The sequence below is a fragment of the uncultured Maribacter sp. genome, assembly GCF_947496775.1.
Taxonomy (GTDB): Bacteria; Bacteroidota; Bacteroidia; order Flavobacteriales; family Flavobacteriaceae; genus Maribacter_B.
Genome location: NZ_CANMDU010000012.1, coordinates 76,487 through 94,497, shown reverse-complemented (window position 1 = coordinate 94,497; position 18,011 = coordinate 76,487). Strand labels below are relative to the sequence as shown.

20 protein-coding genes are annotated in these 18,011 nt (G+C 31.8%); 10 read left to right on the top strand and 10 right to left on the bottom strand.

The genetic code is table 11. The features are described 5' to 3' along the window. The first annotated feature begins 44 nt into the window (after nt 1–44). On the top strand, nt 45–467 hold the full coding sequence (locus Q0856_RS16540) for a DUF5606 domain-containing protein (RefSeq protein WP_298475110.1): 423 nt from the start codon (nt 45–47) through the stop codon (nt 465–467). A 70-nt stretch (nt 468–537) separates the two neighbouring features. On the opposite strand, the gene Q0856_RS16535 is transcribed toward Q0856_RS16540, so the two are convergent. Further along, nucleotides 538–2,148, bottom strand: a complete 1,611-nt coding sequence (locus tag Q0856_RS16535; protein ID WP_298506840.1) for a family 20 glycosylhydrolase — start codon at nt 2,146–2,148, stop codon at nt 538–540. Nucleotides 2,149–2,160: 12 nt separating this feature from the next. After that, complete coding sequence (locus tag Q0856_RS16530; RefSeq protein WP_298472608.1) at nt 2,161–2,808, bottom strand: GDSL-type esterase/lipase family protein; 648 nt, start codon at nt 2,806–2,808, stop codon at nt 2,161–2,163. A gap of 215 nt (nt 2,809–3,023) precedes the next feature. Between Q0856_RS16530 and Q0856_RS16525 the strand changes: the two genes are divergently transcribed. Next, nucleotides 3,024–3,356 carry a DUF2853 family protein gene (locus Q0856_RS16525; RefSeq protein ID WP_298472605.1) on the top strand — a complete coding sequence of 111 codons (333 nt, stop codon included), beginning with the start codon at nt 3,024–3,026 and terminating at the stop codon, nt 3,354–3,356. 63 nt (nt 3,357–3,419) lie between these two features. On the opposite strand, the gene Q0856_RS16520 is transcribed toward Q0856_RS16525, so the two are convergent. The 4 genes from Q0856_RS16520 to Q0856_RS16505 are packed head-to-tail and all read right to left on the bottom strand — an operon-like array spanning nt 3,420 to nt 7,044. After that, the gene (locus Q0856_RS16520; RefSeq protein WP_298506838.1) at nt 3,420–4,313 is read right to left on the bottom strand and encodes an SMP-30/gluconolactonase/LRE family protein; all 894 of its coding nucleotides are present in this window, start codon (nt 4,311–4,313) and stop codon (nt 3,420–3,422) included. 5 nt (nt 4,314–4,318) lie between these two features. Then, a complete protein-coding gene (locus Q0856_RS16515; protein ID WP_298472601.1) occupies nt 4,319–5,593 on the bottom strand; it encodes a TRAP transporter large permease in 1,275 nt (424 codons plus the stop codon). Next, on the bottom strand, nt 5,593–6,039 hold the full coding sequence (locus Q0856_RS16510) for a TRAP transporter small permease (protein ID WP_298506836.1): 447 nt from the start codon (nt 6,037–6,039) through the stop codon (nt 5,593–5,595). The genes Q0856_RS16515 and Q0856_RS16510 overlap by 1 nt, the downstream gene beginning before the upstream one ends. Nucleotides 6,040–6,048: 9 nt before the next feature. Beyond that, nucleotides 6,049–7,044 (bottom strand): TRAP transporter substrate-binding protein, encoded by a 996-nt coding sequence (locus Q0856_RS16505; protein ID WP_298472596.1) that lies wholly within the window; start codon nt 7,042–7,044, stop codon nt 6,049–6,051. A 111-nt stretch (nt 7,045–7,155) separates the two neighbouring features. On the opposite strand from Q0856_RS16505, the gene mazG reads away from it, so the two are divergent. The 5 genes from mazG to Q0856_RS16480 all read left to right on the top strand — a co-directional run bounded on the left by mazG (nt 7,156) and on the right by Q0856_RS16480 (nt 11,872). Further along, complete coding sequence (gene mazG, locus Q0856_RS16500; protein WP_298506834.1) at nt 7,156–7,929, top strand: nucleoside triphosphate pyrophosphohydrolase; 774 nt, start codon at nt 7,156–7,158, stop codon at nt 7,927–7,929. A 76-nt stretch (nt 7,930–8,005) separates the two neighbouring features. Beyond that, entirely contained in the window at nt 8,006–9,400 is a 1,395-nt protein-coding gene (locus Q0856_RS16495) for an MATE family efflux transporter (protein WP_298472592.1), read from the top strand. Nucleotides 9,401–9,413: 13 nt separating this feature from the next. After that, nucleotides 9,414–9,641, top strand: a complete 228-nt coding sequence (locus tag Q0856_RS16490) for a hypothetical protein (protein WP_298472590.1) — start codon at nt 9,414–9,416, stop codon at nt 9,639–9,641. 6 nt (nt 9,642–9,647) lie between these two features. Further along, nucleotides 9,648–10,217, top strand: coding sequence for a phosphatase PAP2 family protein (locus tag Q0856_RS16485; RefSeq protein WP_298506832.1), 570 nt, complete (start codon nt 9,648–9,650; stop codon nt 10,215–10,217). Next, nucleotides 10,214–11,872 (top strand): glycosyltransferase family 39 protein, encoded by a 1,659-nt coding sequence (locus tag Q0856_RS16480; RefSeq protein ID WP_298506830.1) that lies wholly within the window; start codon nt 10,214–10,216, stop codon nt 11,870–11,872. The genes Q0856_RS16485 and Q0856_RS16480 overlap by 4 nt, the downstream gene beginning before the upstream one ends. An 81-nt stretch (nt 11,873–11,953) precedes the next feature. Here Q0856_RS16480 and Q0856_RS16475 read toward each other — a convergent pair whose 3' ends face one another. The 4 genes from Q0856_RS16475 to Q0856_RS16460 all read right to left on the bottom strand — a co-directional run bounded on the left by Q0856_RS16475 (nt 11,954) and on the right by Q0856_RS16460 (nt 15,361). Next, nucleotides 11,954–12,847, bottom strand: coding sequence for a lysylphosphatidylglycerol synthase transmembrane domain-containing protein (locus Q0856_RS16475; RefSeq protein WP_298506827.1), 894 nt, complete (start codon nt 12,845–12,847; stop codon nt 11,954–11,956). Beyond that, nucleotides 12,831–13,790 (bottom strand): glycosyltransferase family 2 protein, encoded by a 960-nt coding sequence (locus Q0856_RS16470; RefSeq protein ID WP_298506824.1) that lies wholly within the window; start codon nt 13,788–13,790, stop codon nt 12,831–12,833. Before Q0856_RS16470 ends, Q0856_RS16475 begins: the two co-directional genes overlap by 17 nt. A gap of 79 nt (nt 13,791–13,869) precedes the next feature. Continuing rightward, nucleotides 13,870–14,427, bottom strand: coding sequence for a DUF2911 domain-containing protein (locus Q0856_RS16465; protein WP_298506821.1), 558 nt, complete (start codon nt 14,425–14,427; stop codon nt 13,870–13,872). Between the two features lie 25 nt (nt 14,428–14,452). Next, a complete protein-coding gene (locus Q0856_RS16460; protein WP_298506818.1) occupies nt 14,453–15,361 on the bottom strand; it encodes an aldose epimerase family protein in 909 nt (302 codons plus the stop codon). 108 nt (nt 15,362–15,469) lie between these two features. Between Q0856_RS16460 and Q0856_RS16455 the strand changes: the two genes are divergently transcribed. Genes Q0856_RS16455 through Q0856_RS16445 form a run of 3 tightly spaced genes read left to right on the top strand, consistent with a single transcriptional unit; the run spans nt 15,470 to nt 17,988 of the window. Further along, nucleotides 15,470–16,012, top strand: coding sequence for an RNA polymerase sigma factor (locus tag Q0856_RS16455; RefSeq protein ID WP_298506816.1), 543 nt, complete (start codon nt 15,470–15,472; stop codon nt 16,010–16,012). Further along, nucleotides 15,996–16,571 (top strand): hypothetical protein, encoded by a 576-nt coding sequence (locus tag Q0856_RS16450; RefSeq protein WP_298472573.1) that lies wholly within the window; start codon nt 15,996–15,998, stop codon nt 16,569–16,571. Before Q0856_RS16455 ends, Q0856_RS16450 begins: the two co-directional genes overlap by 17 nt. Beyond that, on the top strand, nt 16,555–17,988 hold the full coding sequence (locus Q0856_RS16445; protein WP_298472570.1) for a hypothetical protein: 1,434 nt from the start codon (nt 16,555–16,557) through the stop codon (nt 17,986–17,988). The genes Q0856_RS16450 and Q0856_RS16445 overlap by 17 nt, the downstream gene beginning before the upstream one ends. Nucleotides 17,989–18,011 lie beyond the last annotated feature (23 nt).

Below are 18,011 nucleotides of genomic sequence, written 5' to 3'. Positions count from 1 at the left end.
AAGTAAAAGTAGCATATTTGCGGTCTTAAAAATTGAAAGAAAATATGGGTTTAGATAAAATTTTGTCCATTGCAGGAAAACCAGGATTATATAAGTTGTTAACACAAACTAGAACGGGCTTTGTGGCGGAATCTTTAGTGGATGGTAAAAAACTAAGTGTTAGTTTACGAAGTAATGTAAGTGTATTATCAGAAATAGCTATTTATACTTTGGATGAAGAATTACCTTTACGAGATGTGTTTTTAAAAATACAAGCAAAAGAAAAAGGAGAGAAAACTTCTATAGGGCATAAAGAAGACAAAATAAAGCTAGAGGAGTATTTCTTTGAAGTTTTACCAAATTACGATGAGGATAGAGTATATGCTAGTGATATTAAAAAAGTAATACAATGGTATAACTTATTGCACGATCAAGGTATTACTGATTTTGATGAGAAAAAAGATGCTCAGGACACTGAGGAAGAATAAAACCTTTATAATAGACATAAAAAAGCCTTCATAATTTGAAGGCTTTTTGGTTTTTTACAATATAAATGTTTTAATCTTTTTCTATTATTTCATACGTATGTTTGCTTTTTTTCCAATCTATTAATTTAGATGGATAATATTTTACATCCATACGGTCTAAAAACGGAGCTTGGTTTGCTAAACGAATTTTATAATCTTCCCAATCTCTATTTTCTTTGGTACTCCAACTTAGTTCTGAGTACCCAATAATTCTAGGAAAAGCTAAATACTCTAACTCATCTATATTACTTATAGTTTCTGACCACAAAGGAGCTTCTATTCCAAGAATGTTTTTCCGTGGAATATTGCCAAACGTTTCCGGAGTCCAAACATAAGCAGTATCTACAGGGATATATGCTGCCCAATGCAATCCGTGTTTAGAAAGAGTATCATACTCCATATCTAAATATGCTTTTTTTGCAGGAGACATAATTATTTTCATGCCTTTTTTTATTGCTTTTTTCGCATTTTCTTCACTCGCCCACCATTGTGAGATGGAGGTAGAGTCTACATTGGCAATTGCAACTTCGTCCCAACCAATCATTCTTTTACCATGTTTTTGTACAATCTTTTCTACTCTGTTTACAAAATAGATATAATCCTTTTTCTTGGTAACATGGCTTTCATCTCCTCCAATATGAAAATAAGGCCCCGGAGTTATTTCGGATATTTCTCTAACTACATCATCAATAAAACTATATACTGTATCTTTTTTTGTGTCAAAAGTACTAAAGCCAACTCGCATACCTTCGTATAATTTTAAAGGTTTACCATTTCCATTTAAAAAAGGATAAGAAACAGATGCTGCGTTGGTGTGGCCTGGCATATCTATCTCGGGAATTATTGTCATATATCTTTCTGCAGCGTAGGCAACAATTTCTTTATAATCTTCTTGAGTATAAAAACCTCCAGCTTCTCCTCCAACTTCAGTACTTCCACCGACCTCCGTGAGTTTAGGCCAAGATTTTATTTCTATGCGCCACCCTTGGTCATCGGATAGGTGTAAGTGTAAAACATTGATTTTGTAATATGATAATAGGTCTATATATTTTTTAACATCTTTTACACTAAAAAAATGCCGCGCCACATCTAACATGGAACCTCTATATTCAAAATTTGGATTGTCGATTATTTTACCTGAAGGTACTGGCCATATTTTCTGCTCCGCTAAGGTGTCATTACTAATTTCTGGAATGATTTGTCTTAGGGTTTGTATGCCTCTAAAAGCACCCTCTGCTGTATTGGAGTTAAGAATAATAGAATCTTGATTTATATATAATTGATAGGCTTCTGGGGTTTCTAAATCTAAGCTATCCGATTGATTTATGTAAATAACACGCTCTACGGGTTCTTGACTTTCAGAATTTACTGGGATATCTAAATCTATTTTCGATTTAATTTTTTTAGCCAAAAAATTGCCTACGCTTTCAAAACCAGCAGCTCCTTTTGTGGTATAAATTGCAGTATATCTATCTAAACCAAAAGCGTTATTTGTAGCAACGATTTTAAGTGGTTTAGGCATCATATTCGCTTTAGATAAATCTGTGGTAGGAAATTTAATCCGCGGTTTTGGTTCTTCTTTACAGGCAAAGACTAATAATATTAAAAATATGGTAGTTAGTAATTGATATCCTTTTTTCATTTTGTGTCGTTTTTAATTTAGATGCTGTTTTATTGCCATATACCAAATTTTATACCCTTGCGGGTTCATATGTAGTCCGTCCGGAGAAAATAAATCAGTATTTATTTTTTTTCCCTTTAACATAGGTTTCCAGACATCGACAAAATGTATGTCCGATTCCTTTTTGGTTATGCGTTTTAATTTTCTATTAAACCGCTTATATTTTTTCTTTAAGTGCCATCTATTTATGCTTGGCTTTGCTGAGATTAAAATTACATCAATTTCTTTGTTACTTTTTTTAATCTTTTCAATTATAGCTATAAGGTTTTTTAAAATTTCTTTTGGCGTTTTATCGTATGCTATATCATTATCACCTTCATAAATAAAGACTTTAGTTGGGTTATATTTAATTATTAGTTCATCCGTAAAATGTAATAAGTCGCCAGAAAGAGACGCTCCAAATCCGGTGTTTATTATTTGTTTATTGGGAAAAATTGAATCTAAATTTTTCCATAGTCGTATACTAGAACTACCTGTAAAAACTATAGTTTCTTTATTTTTATTCCATAGAGTTTCGTATTTTTTTTGAATAGAATTTACTTCAGTTTGAAATCTATTTTGACTATAAATACAAAAAGTACTCTGAATTAATAAAAAGAATATAAAAACTCTTTTCGGCATTTTTGAATATGGTATTAAGTTAATGTATTAGAGTTTTTTAAGCAAACAACAGAGATTGAATGTTGTAGGATGAAATTTTTCTTAAAATTTAAAGATATAGAAGTTCTTACTGTTTTTAAAATAAATATTTTTTTATCATTTTGATTTATTTTTTTGACTTAGTTTTTTTAACTTACTGGACAGTAATAAATTATTAACTTAAAAACAATTGTATTATGAGTGAATTAGCGGAAAAGCTAGCAAAACTAAAGGCTACGGCTGTGAGTCAATTAAATGATTGTGGAGTTACAGATATTGATCATGATAAATTAGATGGTTATGTAAACAGTCTAAAATCTATGGTTAATAATAAGGACGCTACACTAGTTTCTGGACAGGATGAATCGGAATTGGAAACAGTTCGTAGAAATTTTGTGGAAAAAAAGTTAGGAGTTACAGATAAAGATAAAGCAATGGCTGCAATAGAAGGTGTAGCTTCTAAAATGTCTGGTATTCGAATGAAAAGTAGACCAGCTTTTTATTATTTGGTACAAGCTGAGTTAAGTTAGTAGTTTAAAACAACCAATTAGGGTAACTAACAATTTATAAACCACTCTTTTAAGGGTGGTTTTTTAGTACCTAACGCCTTTTACATTCATTTTTAATGTGTAAACAGAATTCATCGCCGTTATAAAAAGGATGTTTTGTTCAGGACCTCCGAAAGTTACATTGGCAGTCCAATTTTGATTTATATTAATATGATGAATTTGCTTTCCTTTTTTATTAAAAACGGTAACTCCTTTTCCTGTTAAATATACATTTCCTTTATTATCTATAGTCATACCATCTGACCCCATAGAAGTAAAAAGTGCTTTGTTGCTTAATGATCCATCTTCACCTATGGTGTAGCTATATGTTTTTTTATTTCCAATATCTGCAACATAAAGTGTTTTGCCATCAGGAGCTCCTATAATACCATTAGGTTGTATTAAATCATTAGCAACAATATGTACGGTTTTCTTTTTAGGATCTATATAATATACTCGTTCTTTTTCTATTTCTTTTTTTGTTCTTGTCCAATATGGTCTTTGGTAATATGGGTCTGTAAAATAAATACCACCATTTGGTGTAACCCATAAATCATTAGGGCCATTTAGTTTTAAATTATTAAAATCAGACACCAGTACCTTTTTGTTTTTCTTTGGGTCTATTTGCCATAATTCAAAATTTTCATCAGCACAGGCTAACAAATTCTCATTGTTATCAAAATATAATCCGTTAGAACGTCCTGCATTTTCCATAAAAGTACTAATAGCATTAGTTTGCGATGACCACATAAGAATGCGATTATTTGGTTGGTCGGTAAAATAGACGTTGCCATCTTTGTCCGATGCAGGACCTTCCGTAAATTTAAAAGCATCGGATACTAATTCTAATTTTGCATTTTTAGCTATAATACCTTGAGCAGTAATCTGCATTATTGAAAAAAACATACAAATAGCTATGATTATATACTTGTTGTCCATATTTTTTACTCTAAAATTAAATTTGGCAAAATCAGAGAAATACTAGGAAATAAAGTTACAAGTATTAAAACTAATATACTTACAGCTAAAAAAGGTAAGCTAGCCTTACTTACTTTACTTATAGATACTTTTCCGATACTGGAAGAAACAAACAAGCATATTCCTAATGGAGGGGTCGTGAGCCCTATCATTAAATTCAGCAATGCAATAATAGCAAAATGAATTGGGTCTACGTCAACTGCAACTGCAAGCTTTAACAAAATAGGAAAAAGAATGAGTAGAGCAGCAATGGTTTCCATAAATGTACCTATAAAAATAAGCAGTAAATTAATAACTAGTAGTACTACGTATTTGTTGGTAGAAAACCCTAAAATTTCAGTGGAGATTATTTGCGGTAATTGCTCTGTAATTAAAATCCATCCAAAAAGATTAGCAAACCCAATTAAGACCATTAATGAAGCTGAGGTTTTCATGGAGTCTAAAGTAATTACCGCTAAATTTTTAAAACTAATTTTTTTGTAGACAAAAGCTCCAATTAAAAGAGCATAAATTACGGCTATAATAGATGCCTCTGTTGGAGTGAAAACACCGCCGATAATACCAAATAAAATTATAAAGGTCATTAAGAGAGACCAAAAAGTATCTTTAAACCCAATCATAATTTGCTTAAATGAACTTTTGGGGTGTTTAGGGTATTTTCTTTTTACTGATATGTAGTACGTCGTAATCATAAGTCCTACTCCCAATAAAAGTCCAGGTAAAGCTCCTGCTAAAAACAGTTTACCAACGGATAAGCCACTTAAAGTTGCTGCAATAATCATGGGTACACTTGGAGGTATAATTGGCCCAACTGTAGAAGAGGAAGCGGTAACAGCACAAGAAAAATCCGCATCATAACCTTCTTTTTTCATTGCAGGAATCATTACGGCTCCAATACTTGCGGTATCTGAAACAGCTGTACCGGAAATTCCTGCAAATAGCATAGAAGCACCAATATTTGCTAGTGCTAGCCCTCCTCTAATATGCCCTAATAGGTGATTGCAAAAACCAATTATTTTTGCTGTTAAGCCTCCTTGATTCATTAAATTACCAGCTAGTATAAACCCAGGAATGCTTAGAAGAACAAAAACGTCAATTCCTGAGTACATTTTCATTGGAATCAAAATCAAAGGTATTCCTTTAATGAGTAAATATGCTAAACAAGATATTCCTAGGGAAAATGCAATTGGAAACCTTAGTATTAAGCATATTGCAAATATTATTATAACAGTCCAAATCATTATTTTCTTTTAATTAGATCAATAATTGAATAGTAAGTAATAGAAATTCCCATTAAGGTCATACTGGCAAAACCTATAGCCATTGGTATTTCCATACTAGGAGATTTTTCAGGGATTCCTAGAATAACGAATTTTAAACTATAAATAGTAAATGTTGTAAACAGAAAAGAGGTAATTATACTTATAAACAGAGTTAATTTTGGTTTAAAAGAGTCACTAAATGTATTATATAGTCCATCAAAAAAAACATAACTTTTATCTTTCATGGCTAACCCAGCTGCAAAACTCACCGCATATATAAAGAAAAAACGAGAGGCTTCTTCTGTCCATGAAGGAGGTTTTTCCATAAAAAATCGACTATAAATTTGAATTATTGTAGAAATAATAAAACCCAAAGTCCCTAACAGGGTTCCGTATTTAAAAAATGTATTTATTCTTTTTTTCATACTATAAAATTATCTGTCAGCTAAAATTTGGTGATATATTTCCTGCATTTCCGGAGACAAACTTTTATAAATAGCATCTTTACATTTTTCATTAAAAGCATCTTTGTCTACATCAACAAAAATCATCCCTTTATCTTTAAGTTCTTTTTGAACCTTTTTTTGATTTTCTACATATAAATCGTGTTCATAAATTTGCATTTCTTTGGCACATTCTAGAAATATGGACTTTAAATCATCAGGGAATTTTTGAAATTGTTTTTCTCCAATAACAGGATACGTCCAACTAACTACATGTGATGTTAGGTTAAGGTATTTTTGAACTTCGTAAAATCCAGTAGATTTAATTAATGCAAACCCATTTTCTTGAGCATCAACTGTACCTTGTTGTAATGAAGTAAAAACTTCAGAAAAAGCCATAGGTGTTGGTTTTGCTCCTAGAGCTCCCCATGCGGTAACAAAGGAAGGAACGTTTGGGACTCTTACAATTAGACCTTTAAGGTCGTCAGGGTGTTTTATAGGTCTATTCGATGTTAAATGCCTTAGTCCACTTTGAAAATAACAAACGGGACGTAAACCTACTTTTTCAAGCATTTCTTTTTCCATTCGTTTACCAATAGGTCCATTAATTAGATTTTTCATATCTACGGAATCTCTTAAAAGAAAAGGTAATTCGCAGAATGCCATAATTTCGATCCAATTATTTAAAAGAGAACCTGTAACTGTCATATCAATTACTTCTGTTTGAACCATTCTAATAGATTCTATTTCCTTTGCTATTTGTTCCGAATGATAGTTCTGTACAACAATCCTTCCGTTGGATCTTTCTTTAAGAATTTCTCCAAAATGTTCAAAGGCTTTAAACCATGTATGTTGGTCATTTACAAGATGACTTGCTCGAAGGATAAATTCTGGTTCTTTATTTTGTTTGGGTTTACATTGAATTGCTATTACGCAAACTAGAGTGTATAAAACACTTCTATAGAAAAGACTGTTAATTTTTTTCAATTTTATTAATTATGTGCATGATTTAATGATGATGGGGTTAAAAGTAGCCGTTTTTTTTGACAAAACAAAAAGGGCTGTACTTTGTATCTTTGCATAAATTTATAGAGAATAATGAACACTAGGGAAGTACAATTAAAGGCATTTGATAGACTGTTAACTATAATGGATGAGCTTAGAGACCAATGTCCATGGGATAAAAAACAAACTATGGAAACATTAAGACACTTGACCATTGAAGAAACCTATGAATTAGGAGATGCTATTCTAGAAAATGATTTAAGTGAAGTAAAAAAAGAGCTTGGTGATGTATTGCTTCACATTGTGTTTTATGCCAAAATTGGGTCGGAAACTAATGATTTTGATATTGCTGATGTAGCAAATTCTATTTGTGATAAATTAATTCACAGACACCCGCATATTTATGGAGATGTAAAGGTGGATAATGAAGAAGATGTGAAACGAAATTGGGAAAATCTTAAACTTAAAGAAGGTAAGAAGAGTGTTTTGGAAGGAGTGCCTAAAGGACTTCCTGCCTTAGTAAAAGCTAGTAGAATACAAGATAAAGTTGCGGGAGTAGGGTTCGATTGGGAAGAGCCCCAACAAGTGTTCTTAAAAGTGCAGGAAGAATTGGCAGAACTACAAGCAGAAATTAAAGTAGGGGATAAGGATAAAATGGAAGCTGAGTTTGGAGATGTCTTGTTTTCTATGATTAATTACGCCCGATTTCTAAAAATAAACCCTGAAAATGCTTTAGAAAGAACTAACAAAAAATTTATAGGAAGATTTCAATATTTAGAGAAAAAAGCCAAAGAATTAGGTAGGTCATTAGAAGATATGACGCTTGCTGAAATGGATGTTTATTGGGAGGAATCAAAAAAGATATAAAGGTTTGCAAATATCATTAAATTGGTACTTTGTGTTAGAGGTATAACGTATCTTTGATTTTTTTAAATTAAAGATTTTGTTTCAACAATACACTAAGGAGTTTAAATATAACATAAAGTTATCTGTACCTGTAATTATGGGTATGTTAGGGCATACTTTTGTGCAATTGGCAGACAATATTATGGTTGGTCAATTGGGAACAGCAGAATTGGCTGCTGTATCTTTAGGGAATAGTTTTGTGTTTATAGCCATGTCTCTAGGTATTGGTTTTTCTACAGCCATAACACCGTTAGTAGCAGAGGCAGATGGAGCCGGAGAAAAGAAAAATGCAAAAAGTGCTCTTAAACATGGTTTGTTTTTATGCACAATTTTAGGCATTACGTTGTTTGGATTAGTCTTTTTGGCTAAACCTATAATGTACTCTATGAAACAATCAGATGAAGTTGTTGCTCTAGCAATGCCTTATCTTAATTTAGTAGCGTTTTCTTTAATTCCATTAGTTATTTTTCAAGCATTTAAGCAATTTTCTGATGGGTTGTCAGAAACTAAGTACCCTATGTATGCTACAATAATAGGGAATGTTATAAATATAATTTTAAACTACCTTCTTATTTTTGGAACTTTTGGTTTTCCTAAAATGGGTATAGTTGGTGCGGCTATCGGAACACTTGTCTCTAGAGTATTTATGATCGTATATATATGGTTTTTGCTTAATAGTAAGAAGAAGTTTAGAGGATATGTAACCAATTTTAATTTTAGGTTAATTGAAAAAAAAGTTATAAAAAAATTAATATCTCTGGGCTTCCCTTCCGCACTACAAATGTTTTTTGAAGTCGCAATATTCACGGCCGCCATTTGGTTAAGTGGCGTACTAGGTAAAAATGCACAAGCAGCAAACCAAATAGCTTTAAACTTGAGTAGTATGACTTTTATGTTTGGTATGGGACTCGGAGTTGCAGCAATGATACGTGTTGGGAATCAAAAAGGATTACAAAATTTTAGAGAACTCAGAAGAATAGGGCAATCTATATTTTTTCTTACTCTCTTGTTGGAAATAATATTTGCTATTTTATTTTTAGTATGTAGAAATTGGTTTCCTACTTTATATTTGGACTTGGATGATACTTTAAATATAGCCGACAATACAGAGGTAATAGCTTTGGCAGCGGAATTATTATTGGTCGCAGCTTTTTTTCAAATATCAGATGGAGTTCAAGTAGTGGTCCTAGGGGCCTTAAGAGGTTTGCAAGATGTAAAAATACCAACAGTAATAACATTTATCGCATATTGGGTTATAGGTTTTCCTACTTCCTTTTACTTGGGCTTATATACAGATTTTAAAAGTACCGGAATTTGGATAGGGTTACTAACAGGTTTAACAGCTTCTGGCATTATGTTGTATATTCGATTTAATTATTTAACCAAGAAATTAATAGACACTTCTTCAAAAAGAACGGAGAAAGAATCATAATAAAATTATAACCATGGAATTTCCAAAATTTTTATTAGGAGATAATACAGATTATCCAACCGCTATTTTTGTAGTGCATACAGAATACCCTAGGTTTATTATTAACTTAGAAGATGACGAGGTCGAATGGTTAGAAGATTTCACGAAAGAGGATGAGAAGGAACTAGAGGAAGAAGCAGAAACGCTGATTGCCGAAGCGTCTAGTTTTTATGATAGAGAAGTTGCCAGATACGAAGAATAGTTAGCTATGCTAGAGCAACTTGTACAGTTAGATAAATCTATTTTTTTACAGCTAAATAATTTAGGAAGTACAACGTGGGATGGTTTTTGGTTATTTATTACTAATAAAGTCAACTCTATTCCTCTTTATTTAGTTTTACTTTTTTTATCCTATAAGACATTGGGGGTAAAGAAAACAGTGTTGTTATTGATAACTGTTGGGATTATGATTGGGGTTACAGACCAACTAGCGAACTTTTTTAAATATGGAGTGCAACGACTAAGACCCTGTCATGATGATGAGGTAAATACGCTTATGCGACTTGTAAAAAGTTATTGCGGGGGTAAATATGGTTACTTTTCAGCGCATGCGGCTAATTCGTTTGCAGTAGCAATATTCTTTACAAGAATAATGAAAGAAAAATATAATTATATTGGTGTTGTGTTGTTGTTTTGGGCAGCAATGGTGGCGTATAGTAGAGTGTATATCGGAGTTCATTTTCCTTTGGACATACTTACAGGAACGGCTATAGGTGTATTTTTGGGTTGGTTGTTTACAAAGTTATATATATTTGCACTTCAGAAATTTCCTATATGATATCTAACAAAAGATATTGGTTTTTTATGCTTCTTATTATTCTGGTATATATTACTGGGATGTTTGTAACTCTTTTTGAGAACGATTCGGCGCAATTTGCAGTAATGGCAATGCGAATGGTTCAAGAAAATGATTTCTTAAATTTATTTAAAGGCCCTAATGAGTATTTAGATAAGCCACATATGCATTATTGGTTAGCTGCTTTATCTTTTAAAATATTTGGTCTGCAGGATTGGGCTTATAGAATCCCAGGTATATTATCTTCTTTATTGGGTGCTTATAGTTGTTATGGTTTAGGGAAGTTATTGTACAATAGACCAACTGGAAAGTTGGCAGCATTAATTTTTATGACAGCCCAAACTATTTTCTTATCCAATATAGATGTTAGGACAGATGCTGTATTAACAGGATTTACCATTTTTGCTATTTGGAAATTAGCAGAATATATAGAAACTAAATCTCTACTTTCTATTTCTTTAGGGGCTTTTGGTGCAGCAATAGCCTTTTCTACTAAAGGGCAAATTGCTATTCTAGTTTTGGGATTACCGTTACTATGTCATATGGCATATGCTAGAAAATGGAAAGCGCTGTTGCATTGGAAAGTAATAATAGCTTTACTAGTTTTTGGAATTTGCATAGCCCCTATGTTATATGCTTATTACCATCAGTTTGATTTGCATCCGGAAAAAGTAATTCGCGGCAAGGACCATAGAAGTGGAATTTTCTTTATTTTTTGGGAGCAGAGTTTTGAACGCCTTAGTGGTGATGGAATAGGGAAGAATAGTAGCGATTATTTTTTCTTCTTTCATACTTTTTTATGGGTGTTTCTGCCATGGACAGTAATTGGTTTAGTAGCTTATTGGAACAAGGCTAAGTTAATTATCCAGACTAAGTTTAGAAAAGAACAAAACCAGGAGTTTTTAACTATCGGAGGTATAACTGTAATTTTCTTAATTATAAGTTTTGCGCAGTTTAAGTTGCCGCACTATCTAAATGTAACAATTCCTTTATTTGCAGTACTTACCGCTTCTTATTTATATAATTTGAGCCTAAAAAATGAACTTAAAACTACTAAGTACCTTTTGGGAGTGCAATACTTTATTTTAGGAATTGTATTTATTGCATCTAGTTTATTTTGCTTTTTTGTGTTTAAAGACAAACCGATGCTCGTTTGTGGAGGGTTTTTAACGGTGTCTATTATAGTATTATATTTTTGTTTAAAAAGAGAAGCATATTATTTTAGGATAATAAGTATAGCCGCCGGAAGCGCAGTACTTTTAAACCTGGTGCTTAATACGCATTTTTATCCCAATTTATTAAAATATCAAGCAGGCTCGTCCATGGCTAAAAAAATTAAGGAAGAAGGAATACCCACAGATAAAATATATAAAATATCCTCAAATTACACATGGTCTTTAGATTTTTATAACCAGAAACCTGTACATATAGCTACTGTGCAAGAGTTAAAAGGAAAGCATGACTATTGGGTTTATGGTAGTGATACAGATTTGCAACAATTGCAAAAATTGGGTTTAGACTGGGATAATCAATTAACGGTTAAACAATTTAGAATTACTCGTTTGCAGGCAAAATTTTTAAACCCTACTACTCGTAAAAAAGTGCTTCATAAGATGCATTTAATACACATATATTAACTTTCTTATATAAAGGGAGGTTTGTTTATTTAGATGTATTCGACAATCAATATTTAAATAAATAATATGGAAAATTTCTATTTAGTCATTTCCTACTCTTGAGGTAAAGCTGATTTCCTTTAATTCAGGTTTCTTAAAATGGTAAAGTATTCCAAAAAAAGAAACAGAAGCCGTAATTAAGAAAAAAAGCATGCTAATACTTAAAGATACGGTTTCGTTTAGCCCTAAGAGCGTTGCTCCATAAAAGAAGGTTATTTCTCTACTGCCAATTCCACCAATAGTTAATGGAATTACCGAGACTATGGAGGATATTAAAAAAATCAACAAATATCCTATTAAATCTGTTTCTATACCTAAAGACATTAGGACTAAGAATATACTCCCTAGTTGCGCTAATTGTACTAGAGCAGAAAAGATAAAAGAAGTCCAAAAAACTGATAAAATATAATTAAAAAATTTTTTAATGAGAAACCAAAAAACAAGCACGCTTGCAAAGAGGGTAGTTATAATTAAAATTTTTAAGTTTTGTAGCCATCCTATATCAATAATAACACTTAATGCGCAGGCGAAGATAAATAGGAGTAATAGTCCACTTAAACGGTCTATAACTAATACGGAGACTATTTTTTTTGTGTCAACTTTAAATTGTTTTTTTATCAAATACCCTTTGTAGGCATCTCCACCAATACCCCCAGGTAAGAATAAATTATAGAACATGCCTAAAAGATATAGTTTTAGATTGCTTTTCTCTGTGAGATGAACTTTTAACTGATGAAAATAGAGGTTAAGCCTTACAGAAGCAATTGCTTTAGAAAAAACGAATAAAATAACTGCAAATACTATATAGAAAGGATTAGCTTTTTTTAGGACAGCGCCTATTTCATTAATATCTATTTTAGTGAAAATAAAATAGATAAGAATAGCGCTAATAATAACTTTTAGAGCTGTTGTAATGTGCTTAGGAGGCTTTGTCACCAACAAATACTTTTTTAATTCTATACGGCCTTTTATTTTGAGATTCGTAATAGGTTCGTATCAGTAACTCCATTACAATGCCAATAGTAAATAATTGGATGCCCGCAAAAATAAACATCATACCAGCCGTTAGTAGTGGTCTACTACCAATATCTTCTCCTAGGCCAAATTTTACTATAAGTAAATAAGCATTAATACCTAAACCTGCAAATATTAATAGAGCACCAATAATACCAAATAAATGTATGGGTCTTTGAAAATACTTACGAATAAAAAGTAGCAAAGCCATATCTGCAACCACCTTAAAAACGCGCTCCAAACCGTATTTAGATACTCCTGCGTTTCTCGCATGGTGTTTAACGGGGACTTGTTTTATTTGAGCTCCTTCTAAGAAAGCAAGTAAGGTTATAAAACGGTGCATTTCTCCATATAAATTTAGCTCTTTAGCAATGTCTTTAGTAAAAACTTTTAGAGCACAACCGTTATCTTTAATATCTAATTTAGTAACTCGTCTTACTAAAAAGTTGGCTATTTTGGATGGTATTTTTTTAACTAACGAGTCTTTTCTTTTTTGTCTTATTCCAGTAATAAGGTCATGTTCTCCCTCAACAGCAAAGCGTAGCATCTCGGGTATATCACTAGGGTCATTTTGTAAATCACCATCCATTGTAATAATATATTCACCTTCCGCATAATCTAAACCTGCTGCAAGAGCTAAACTTTGTCCATAGTTCTTTTTTAGCTCAATAAAATGAATACTATTATCTTTCATGCCTTTAACAACTTTCCTAGTGCTATCAGAAGAAAAATCATCTATATAAATAATTTGGTAATTGTACCCCACCAAACTTTCATGAATTTTTTCTGTTAATAGTACAACATTGTCTTCCTCGTTATATAGAGGAACAACAATAGAAAGTAGAGAATTCGTAACAGGCCCCATAGAGTAAATTTAAAATTGCCGCAAAGTTATGTTTTTATTGCTAGTGCGCCCAACAATTTTAGAATCTAAATAGCAACCTTTATTTAATAGGAATATTTACTTTGGTAGTATCCCAAGATAAAGATAAAGCCAAATTGTTTTGCTCTTCAAAATCAATTGTAAATTGCTCTATTGTTTGAGGAATATTTGTAACTGGAACTTGAACATTTACAACATCCATTTCGGGGTTTCTGGTAGTTTCTTTCCCTCCACTTAATATAGTAACACCCCATTCTGGCATTTCACTATTAAAAATAATATCCCAATGATCTTTATTAGGTATAGTCCATAAAGAATAGATTCCGGCAGGAAGATTCTTGTCAATAATTTTAATGTCGGTTTCCGTAATAAAAGAAGTTGGTTCATTGGCTCCTGTTCTCCAAACTTGGTTAAACGGAATCAATTCCCCGAATAGAACTCTTCCTTTTTTTGACGGACTTGAATAAGTGACTTTTAAATCTTTATTGTTTTTATGATAGCTAGCAACTTTTTCAGGGCTGTGTTTTTTAGTTTGTTCCTGCATATACGGCATAGCTACAAACTTCATTAATAAGGCAATACTGGCCAATATAATTAATAGCCATTTTAACTTTTTCATAGTGTAATGATTTAGGTGATTTGGTCTAATGTACTAAATCAAACTTAAAAATAGCAACATTATGGTATTTTTCTCCGGGTCTTAAAACACTGTTAGGAAAATGTTTTTGGTTCGGAGCATCTGGATAATTTTGCGTTTCAAAACAAATTGCAGGAAAGCCCTCTGGTGTATAAATGACCACTGCTGGTTGGTTTGTATATGCTTCCATAGATATACCTGTTTTGTGAGAAATTAGTTCTCCCACTTTTTCGTTACTTAAATCAAGGACAAAAGGAGTGTCTAATCTTGTGCTCCCAATTCTTCGATTTCTAATAAAATCATACTCTGTACCACGAACCGTTTGTGTTGCTCCTGTTGGTAATAATTGCCTTGTTGTTTCTAAAAATTCGGGGCAATTAAGTTGTAAATCATAATCATCAATATAATCTTCATCATCTAACCTAAAGTAAGAATGATTGGTCAAGTTTACTACCGTAGAACGATCCGTAGTTGCTTCGTGTATTATATGTAAAGCATTGTTTATTAGTTTGTAAGTAACTGTTGCAATAAGGTTTCCTGGGTAGCCTTCTTCTAGATGTTTACTTTTGTATTGTAATTTAACATAGGGGTCAGTTTTATAGTTTACTTCAACTATTTTCCAATGTTTTTTACTGAAATTATCTTTTCCACCATGCAAGTGTACCCCATTTTTAGAATGAATATAAAACTCATCTCTGTCGATTTCAAATCCACCATTGGATATGCGCCCTGCATATCGCCCAACGCATGCGCCAAGATAAAATTCGTCGGTTAAATATTTACTAGGATAATCATACCCCACAACTACATTAGTGGATTTTCCGTTTTTATCTTTTACAAGTATTTTTTGAATAACGGCTCCGTAGTCTAAAACAATAAGTGTGATAAAACTATTATTTATAGTAACTTGTTTCAAAAGGACATTTTTTTAAAATCAGTATAAAAATAAATGTTTTCTGCAACATCAATATAATTTTATCGTCCTTAGTTTAACAAAGCAACCAAAAAAGACAGAAACTTACCAATGTTTCAAATTGACTTAGTAGAAAAGTGTAAAGCTAACAATCGTAAAGCGCAATTAAAATTGTATAAACAATATTGCGATGGTATGTATTGTGTTGCCATGAGATTTGTTAAAAATGAGGATGATGCCGAAGATGTTTTACAAGAATCATTTGTAAAAGCTTTTCAGAAAATAGATCAATTTAAAGGAGAAGTAACCTTTGGCGCATGGTTAAAGAGAATAGTAGTTAATAAGAGTATAGATTTTTTAAAAACGAAGCAAGAAAAATTAGTGGCTTTAGATGAAGGAGTTATGCATGTTGTGGAAGATGAAGATTGGACTATAGAGAATAGAGTTACCATAAATGAAATTAGAAGGGCTATAGATAGTCTTTCTGAGAAATATAAATACGTGGTGTTAATGTATTTGTTGGAAGGATTTGATCATAATGAAATATCAGAAGTACTATGTATTACGCCAACGGCATGTAGAACAAGATTGTTAAGGGGAAAAGGTTATTTAAAAGAGATATTAAAAGAAAAAGGATATGGGACAGGATCTTAGAGAGCTTTTCGAAGAGGAGAGAAAAGGATATAGACAACTTTTAAAAAAAGGACATGAGGATCGCTTTCTTAAAAAACTAGAAACGGAAATGCCTAAATCCGCTGGATTTGGTTTTAATTTTTATAAAATATCAGCAACAATTTTAGTATTGGTTAGCGTAGGTATATATAGCTACAATTACTTCGGTGCTCCTGAGGAGATAAAAACAACGATAGTTTCTAAGAATAGTGTATTAGAAAAGGAAGAAGGAATTTCTTTAGGAGATCTTTCTCCTGATTTAAAAAAAGTAGAAAATTATTACGTAGCGAATATAAATTTAGAATTGTCAGATTTGCAAATTTCTGAAGAAAATAAAACTATGGTAGATAGTTTTATGGAACAGTTGGGAACTTTAAACGAAGAATATGAAATTCTTAATAAAGAGCTAAATAGAATTGGTCCTAATGATCAGACCATTTCTGCAATTATAAAGAATTTGCAATTACGTTTACAGCTATTGCAAAAATTAAAGAAGAAGATAAATCAATTAAAATCATCAAAAAATGAACAAGTCATTTAAAATAAATATTAAGCAAGTAATCGCTGCGATAATATTGTTTACAAACGTTTCTTTTGCGCAAAATCAAAGTAAAAAAATTCAAGAATCTTTTATGGTAAAAGATAGTGCAGTACTAGAAATTAATACTAGTTATGCTGATATTGAATTTAAAACTTGGGATAAAAACGAAGTTCTTATCCAAGCTACTGTTTTTTTAGAAGGCGCCACGGATCAGGAGGCTAAAGAGTTTTTAAATGATGATGTTATTTCTATACTTGGTAATAGTAAAAAAATTAGCATAACCACGGATTGTGAAGACAATTTGTTTTTTAACACTTCGGATTTTGTATTCAATGAACTTCATGTTGAATTGCCTGAAATTCCGGAGATACCAGAAATGCCAGAAATAGAGCAATTTGTAGAAATCGTTGAAGCTCCAGAATTACCAAAGATGCCGCCTTTGCCGCCTATGGCTAAATTTAATTTTGATTATAAAGCTTATAAAAAAGAGGGCGATGTATATTTAAAAAAATGGCAAAAAGAGTTTGAAAAATCGTTTAATAAAGATTATCAGAAAAAAATTGTAGCATGGAGTGAGCGCATGGAAGAGAAACAGGAGGAAATGGCAGTTAAAAGAGAAAAGCTTCTTGCAAAACGAAATGAAAAAAGGGAGATAGCGCAAAGAAAAAGACAAGAAGCTCAAGAGGAAAGAGTTATTGTTTTAGAAAAGAGAAGAGAAGCACAAAGACAGGCTAGAAGGAGCGCTATTATTGGGAGGAATTCTAATACAGGAAGAAACACTTTTTATTATACAAATAATGGCGCCTCGAAAAAATTTAAAATTAAGAAGGCTATTAAAATTACAGTGCCAAAGTCCATTAAAATTAAAATGAATGTTAGGCATGGCGAGGTAAAATTAGCGGAAAACACAAGAAATCTTAAAGCTACCCTTTCTCACAGTAATTTATTTGGAGATACTATAGATGGAAATGAAACTATGATTATAGCCTCTTATTCTCCCGTGAGCGTGCAAAAATGGAACTATGGAAATTTAAAAGCTAATTATTCTGAATTTGTAACCATCGATGAAGTTTTGTATTTGAATCTAAATAGTACGTCTACTGATGTGATTATAGATAAAGTGTATAAAACTGTAATCGTTAATAATAAATTTGGGCCTTTACAGATTAATTACATAGATGATGGTTTTGAGAAAATAGATGTATCTATGCAAAATGCAGAATTTATATGCGAGCTACCAGATAAGTCTTGTTTATTATATGTAGAAGGAAAGGCTAGTAATGTGGATTGTCCGGAGTCTTTAGGTTTGGTTAAAGAAGATAAAGGGAATATAATAACTTGTAGAAACGAGTCTAAGGTAGATTTAAATAAAAAAGTTACTATTAAGGCAAAGTATAGCGATATTGTGTTAAAATAGTCATTGATTTATTTTTGCCTTTT